This is a genomic window from Streptomyces sp. NBC_01450 (assembly GCF_036227505.1).
In the GTDB taxonomy this organism is placed as follows: domain Bacteria; phylum Actinomycetota; class Actinomycetes; order Streptomycetales; family Streptomycetaceae; genus Streptomyces.
In genome coordinates this window covers 2,062,176-2,068,428 of record NZ_CP109481.1, presented here as the reverse complement: position 1 = coordinate 2,068,428, position 6,253 = coordinate 2,062,176, and the positions used below count along the sequence as shown (strand labels likewise).

Here is a 6,253-nt window from a genome sequence, read left to right as displayed (position 1 = left end):
CAGAATTCCCCTACCTAAGCCTTCGCGTCGATCTTCTCGGCCACGAAGGCGTCGATCGTCGCAAGCGAGACGAAAACGTTCGCGAGTATCTCGTCCGACGCGATCTTCACGTCGAACTCGGTCTCCAGGTAATCCATGAGCTGGAGATATCCGAAGGAATCCATGACGCCGGCCTTGAAGAGATCGGTGTCGGGAGTGACGTCCTCGCCGAAATCGACCAGGAACCGGTCCTCCATGTACTCCCTGATCTTCTCTGTTCTTTGCATGTCCTACTCTCCGCTCCTGTCACGCCCTGCCATGACGGTGGCCGAGCGAATGTGCTCCACCATGCGTGTGAGGTCTTTGCCGCCGACCTCCTGGTACTCCAGGGGGCCGTCGAGCGACATGAGGTACCGGATACTGTCGGCCCACCGCACGGGCCGGACAAGCTGCTCGGCCAGCGGTTCCCTCAGGGCACCGCTCTCGTGCGGACGGGCCGTCACGTTCGAGATGACGGGAACGCGCGGTTCATGGAAGGCGAATCCCTCCAGGAATGCCGCGAACTCCCGCCGCGCCGGCTCCATGTACCGGGAATGGAACGCGCCGCCGACCCGCAGCGGGACGAAGCGCACTCCCCTGTTCCGCAGCGTTTCGTGGGCCGCGCCGAGAACCGGCCCGGACGCCGCGACGACGAGTTGCGCGTCGGTGTTGAAAGCGGCGATGTCGACGCCTTCCACACCTTCTTCGGCGAACATCCGCGCCAGCCGGTCCTCGGAGGTGTTCATCACGGCGGTCATGCCGCCGCCGACCACCCCGGCCATCAGCTCGGCGCGTCTTCGCACGATCCCGAGTCCGGTCTCCAGGTCGAAGACACCCGCCGCGAGCAGCGCGTTGTACTCGCCGAGGCTGTGTCCGAGGAAGTGGTCCGCGGCCCGCTCTTCGCGGCGCTCCCGTTCGAACAGATGCAGCGCGTTCACGAAGAACAGGGCCGGCTGGGTGTACGCGGTGTCCGCGAGTAGGCCGTCGGGGTCGTCCCGGCAGAGGGCGGCGAGGTCGTATCCCAACAGCTCGGACGCGAACCGCGTCAGTCCCGGGTAGCGCGGGAAGACGTCCTGCCCCATGCCGCGGAACTGCGAGCCCTGCCCGGGAATCATCACTGCTAACGGCATGAGTTCCCCATCCATGTGTTCTGTCCCGAAGGCGCGCCGCCGCCTTCAGGCGTTCCGGAGCGAACCCGCGCCCGCCCGCGCGTCGACGGCCGGTGTCGCCGCGGGGGCGATCGGCCGACAGTGCCGTGGAGGGTCACGCCTGCGGGGAAATGAACCGAGGCGATGAGGGGTGGGAAATGTCCCGGACGTTTTCGAGGGATTTATCGAGACGAGCGAGGGTGCGACCAGTCGTCCGTTTCGTGGGTGAGCCACGGAAACCACAAAAGGGTGCATCGGTTCCGTACTCCGACCCCTCTCGTTCGGTTCCCGCATTGCACTTCCGGAGGTGGGCGTTTACTGAGCGACCGCTTATCCGCTCCGTCCCCGCACTCACCTGGGATGCGTTTCCAGCGCAGCGAACCATAGGGCTCCTAGAACCGTCAACTACTTCCGATAGTTGACGCTCCGGTAACAACTCGGCCCGACACACCGACTCCAGGAAGTCTTTGTGGACAGGCAACCGACCGGGCCCGATCCCCGTCGGGGCAGCGTGACACGTCGGCCGGATACTCCTTTTTTCTTGGCCGGAAAGTGAAGGTTTGGATGCCGTGTCGACGGGATTCGACCAGGAATACGGCAGAACGTAACAGCCCTCACGCGAAGGTGGCATCGATTGCCCCCATCGGCCTACTCAGGGGCGAATGTCCGGTCGGTCCGACAAAAGGGACCGGCACGAAAATGGCGCTACGCATGAAAACGGGCGCGAGACGGCCAGGTGTCGCGGCGGACCGCCTCGACACCCGGAGAGAGAGTTCCGGCCAAACAGGGGGGCGGCGCGGCCGTTCCCCTTTGCCCCGACCAGGGGCGATACGTATCTGAGACCATGATCACATTGCTTGCGCCGGGCGTAGATGGTGGCCAACATGTGGAACGCGTCCAGTAGTTCACGCAACACCTTGAGTGCCGCCAGGCGCCCCGATGCCGCCGACGTTCCGCGTTCCCCCTTTCCTGCAACGGGTGTCAGTGACCGCCGCCAGGCTCAGACCCACCGGGGTTTCCCCTCCTCTTCGTCGGTGCGGGCGCCCGCTCGGAAGCCGCACCGCCCCCAACGACAACGAAAGCGCGACAGGCATGTGGGTACTTGGCGTTAACTGCAAACTTCACGACAGCTCCGCCGCGCTGGTGGACGGCGAGGGCCGCATCTGGGCAATGGCGGAGGAGGAGCGCTTCACCCGGGTCAAGCACGCCGAGGGCACCTTCCCCGCTCACACCGCCCGATTCCCTCTGGATACCGCCGGCATCACCTGGCGTGACATCGATGTCGTCGCCATGGGCTGGGACATGCCGCGCTTTCGCACATGGCACGACTCCGAGCGCCAGGAGATGTACGCCGCTCTCTTAGACCCGGAGACCGCCTCCGGCAAGGGCCCGGAACTGGTCTTCGCCGAGCACCACTTGGCCCACGCGCTCTCGGCGTTCCACGCCTCCGGCTTCGACAAGGCCGGTGTCCTGGTCGTTGACGGCAGCGGCGAGTTCGAGTCCGCGTCCATTGCTGAACGCCGACCCCGTGGGCATCCGCCTCGCGCCGGTGGTGGACACCGCGGCCGACGCCGTACGGACCTTCCGGAGCATAGGGCTGGACTTCCTCGTGCTCGGAAGCCACCTGGTCGAGACGGGCAAGTAGTCGCCGCGCGGGACACGGAACAGTGAGGGTGACTCGATTGGCCACGAGTACGGGCCGGCGCGGACACAGTGAAGACGACCGGGTTCCGCGTCCGCGGCTGCTCGCCCGACTCTTCGGCGGGTTCGACGTCCTGCGGGAGCGCAACTTCCGCAGGTTCGTCACCGGCCAGGTGCTGTCCCTGGTCGGGACCTGGATGCAGCGGGTCGCGCAGGACTGGCTGGTGCTGGAGCTGTCCGGCAAGGACCCGGTTGCGCTGGGCGTCGCGACGGGGCTGCAGTTCCTGCCGATCGTCTTTCTGTCCCTGTGGGCGGGCGTGCTGGCGGACCGCGTCGACGTGCGCCGGGCCCTGATCGGCCTGCAGACCCTGATGGGCTTGTGCGCGCTGGCACTGGGCCTGCTCGACGTCAGCGGGTCGGTGCGGCTGTGGCACGTCTACTTGCTGTGTCTGGTCCTTGGCTGCCTGTCCGCGCTGGACGCCCCGATCTTCGAGAAGTTCGTGGTGGAGATGGTGGGCAAGGAGGGCATCGCCAAGGCTGTCGCGCTCAACTCCATGACGTTCAACGTGGCCCGCGTCGTCGGCCCCGCCCTCGCCGGCTGGGCCATCGCCTGGCACGGCACGGGCCCGGTCTTCCTCGCGAACGCCGTGAGTTTCGCCGCCGTGGTCGTCGGCCTGCTCTCGACCGACCCAGCCACCCTGCACCACCGGCAGCCGGTGGCGCGCACACCGGGGCTGCTGCGGGCGGGACTGCGCTATGCCTGGGGTGACCCGGACCTGGTGCTGCTGCTGACCCTCACTCTGGTCGTCGGGGTGTGCGCGAGCTTTGGCACCGCCGTCGCCACCGCCGCCGCGAAGGTGTTCGGCTCGGGGGCCGGTTCCTTCGGGCTGCTGTCGACGATGCTGGCGCTGGGCATGCTGGCCGGCTCCGTCTTCTCGACGCTGCGCGGCGGTTCGGCCCCGTCCCGTCCGCGCGCTCTGGTCACCGGGTCCGCCGCGGCGCTGGGCGCGCTGGAGCTGGCTGTGGGGCTGATGCCGAACGTGTGGCTGTTCGGTCTGCTGCTGATCGGGGCCGGCGCGGCGGCGACCGTCTTCGTGGTCACCGCCCACAGCACCGTGCAGATGTCGGTGAGCGAGGACGTGCGGGGGCGCGTGATGGGGTTGTTCATGCTGGTCCTGCTCGGCGGCACCCCCCTCGGCGGGCCGCTGACCGGCTGGCTGGCCGACGTCCTCGGCGGTCGGGCGCCGTTCGTCCTCGGAGGCGCCGCGATCCTGCTCACCGCCGGCGGCGTCGCCGCCGCGTTCCACCGGCGGGGCGAGCGTCCGCCCGTGATGGCCCCCGCCCTGGAGACGTCCGAATCCTGACGCACGACCGTGGGCGGCGCTCCCCGCGCCGCCCACGACGAAAAACGACCGGCGGTCCCCACAGCGGGGCCGCCTAAGGAGAATCACACCATGCCTGTGAGCTTCGTAGGCTCTGCCATGACCAACGACGGTTCGGAGACCCGCGCGCGGTCCGGCGCGATGTTCGACAAGGACTACACGCTGCGGCTGGCCCAGGCGCACGAGGAGTCCGGCTGGGACCGCATGCTGATCGCGTACCGCTCCAACTGGCCGGACCCCGCCCAGGTCGCCGCGTACCTCGCCGCGCACACCGACCACCTCGAGTTCCTCGTGGCCCACCGGCCCAACGTGTCCTACCCGACGTTCGCGGCCACCACCTACGCCACCTTCGACCACCTCACGAACGGCCGGCTGACCCTGCACTTCATCAGCGGGGGCTTCGACGACGACCAGCAGCGCGAGGGCGACTTCCTGAAGAAGGACGAGCGGTACGCTCGCACCCGCGAGTACATGCAGATCGTCAAGAAGGCGTGGACGTCACACGAACCCTTCGACTACGAGGGCGAGCACTACCGCTTCACCGACTTCGTCAGCGACGTCTTCCCCGCACAGCAGCCCCGGCCCGCGCTGTCGTTCGGCGGGTCATCCGCCGCGGCCTACGCGGTCGGCGGCGCGGAGGCGGACATCTACGGCCTCTGGGCGGAGTCCCTCGCCGGCACCGCCGAGCAGATCGCCTCTGTGCGGGCGGCGGCCCGCGCCGCCGGACGCACCGACATGCCCCGGCTGCACTGCGCGTTCCGCCCGATCCTCGGCGCCACCGAGGAACAGGCCTGGGAGAAGGCCCACCGGGTCGTCGACCTGATTCACGCGCGCAAGCAGGGGCTCAGCAAGAGCCAGGACATCGCCTCCTGGCGCCTGCGTCAGATGGCCGAGAAGGGCGAGCGCTACGACCGCGCCCTCTGGACCGGGACGGTGGCCGCCACCGGCGGCGGCGGTCCCGTCGCGGCGCTGGTCGGCACGCCCGAGACGGTGGCGGCCGCGCTGCTCGACTACGTCGACCTCGGCGTGGAGATCATCGCGGCTCACGGCTACGACTACCTGGAGGACGCGGTCGAGTTCGGCCGCGAGGTGATCCCGATCGTGCGCGAGGAGGTCGCGAAGCGGGACGCCGAGCGGGGAACGCTCGCGGATGCGGCGACAGACGGACGGGCCGGCGCGTCCGGCACCGGGGCGGTCGGCGCTTGAGTCCGTCCCTCGGCACCGGCGGGGAGGCTGAGGACGCGCCGCCCCTCTCCCCGCCGGCCCGAGCTCCTGGATCCCTGTGCGCCACGACGCGCCGGGAGGAGCCGGATCCGGACCAGACGCTGCTGTCGGCGCTCCTGCCGCCCGGTGTCCGCACGGCCGAGGAGTTCGGCGACCCGGAGGGCGGTTTCCTCTTCCCCGAGGAGGAGGCGTGGATCGCCAAGGCGGTCGAGAAGCGGCGGCGGGAATTCACCTCGGCGCGGATGTGCGCACGCCGGGCCCTCGCGGCGCTCGGATGTCCGGCGGTGCCGCTGGTCCCCGGCCGGCGTGGGGCACCCGCGTGGCCAGCAAGCTTCGTAGGCTCGATGACCCACTGCGCCGGCTACCGGGCGGCCGCGGTGGCGTGCAGGGGCGACGTCGTCTCCCTCGGCGTCGACGCCGAACCGCACGAGCCCGTCCCCGAAGGCATCGTCGCCATGGTGGCCCTGCCGGAGGAGCAACGTATGCTCGCCGACCTGGCCCGCCATGATTCGACGGTCCACTGGGACCGGCTGCTGTTCAGCGCCAAGGAGTCGGTCTACAAGACCTGGTTCCCGCTCGTCGGCAGTTGGCTCGGCTTCGACGACGCCGTGATCGACATCGACCCGGACGGCGGCGTCCTGCGGGCGCGGCTGCTGCGCGAGGGCCGCGACCGCGAGGGCAGACAACTACGCGAACTGCACGGCCGCTGGCGGGTCGGGCGGGGGCTCATCCTGACAGCCGTCGTCCACCGGCCGTAGGGCCTGCGGCCGGGGATGCGGATCAGCGAACGGCCGGCCGAGGCCGCCGACCGGGCGATGCCAGCCGCACAACTGACGCCAT

6 protein-coding genes are annotated in these 6,253 nt (G+C 69.3%); 4 read left to right on the top strand and 2 right to left on the bottom strand.

The features are described 5' to 3' along the window. Positions 1-14: 14 nt before the first annotated feature. Together OG568_RS58100 and OG568_RS58095 are read right to left on the bottom strand one after the other, a co-directional pair. Positions 15-266 carry an acyl carrier protein gene (locus OG568_RS58100; RefSeq protein WP_266592503.1) on the bottom strand — a complete coding sequence of 84 codons (252 nt, stop codon included), beginning with the start codon at positions 264-266 and terminating at the stop codon, positions 15-17. A 3-nt stretch (positions 267-269) separates the two neighbouring features. After that, positions 270-1,148: an acyltransferase domain-containing protein gene (locus OG568_RS58095; RefSeq protein WP_329538035.1), complete on the bottom strand. Its 879-nt coding sequence runs from the start codon at positions 1,146-1,148 to the stop codon at positions 270-272. Between the two features lie 1,110 nt (positions 1,149-2,258). On the opposite strand from OG568_RS58095, the gene OG568_RS58090 reads away from it, so the two are divergent. From OG568_RS58090 to OG568_RS58075, 4 genes are all read left to right on the top strand, one after another. Next, a complete protein-coding gene (locus OG568_RS58090; RefSeq protein ID WP_329538034.1) occupies positions 2,259-2,837 on the top strand; it encodes a carbamoyltransferase N-terminal domain-containing protein in 579 nt (192 codons plus the stop codon). A gap of 2 nt (positions 2,838-2,839) precedes the next feature. Next, a complete protein-coding gene (locus OG568_RS58085; protein WP_443077959.1) occupies positions 2,840-4,171 on the top strand; it encodes an MFS transporter in 1,332 nt (443 codons plus the stop codon). A gap of 90 nt (positions 4,172-4,261) precedes the next feature. After that, the gene (locus OG568_RS58080) at positions 4,262-5,395 is read left to right on the top strand and encodes an LLM class flavin-dependent oxidoreductase (RefSeq protein ID WP_266592511.1); all 1,134 of its coding nucleotides are present in this window, start codon (positions 4,262-4,264) and stop codon (positions 5,393-5,395) included. Then, on the top strand, positions 5,392-6,171 hold the full coding sequence (locus OG568_RS58075; protein WP_329538032.1) for a 4'-phosphopantetheinyl transferase family protein: 780 nt from the start codon (positions 5,392-5,394) through the stop codon (positions 6,169-6,171). Before OG568_RS58080 ends, OG568_RS58075 begins: the two co-directional genes overlap by 4 nt. Positions 6,172-6,253 lie beyond the last annotated feature (82 nt).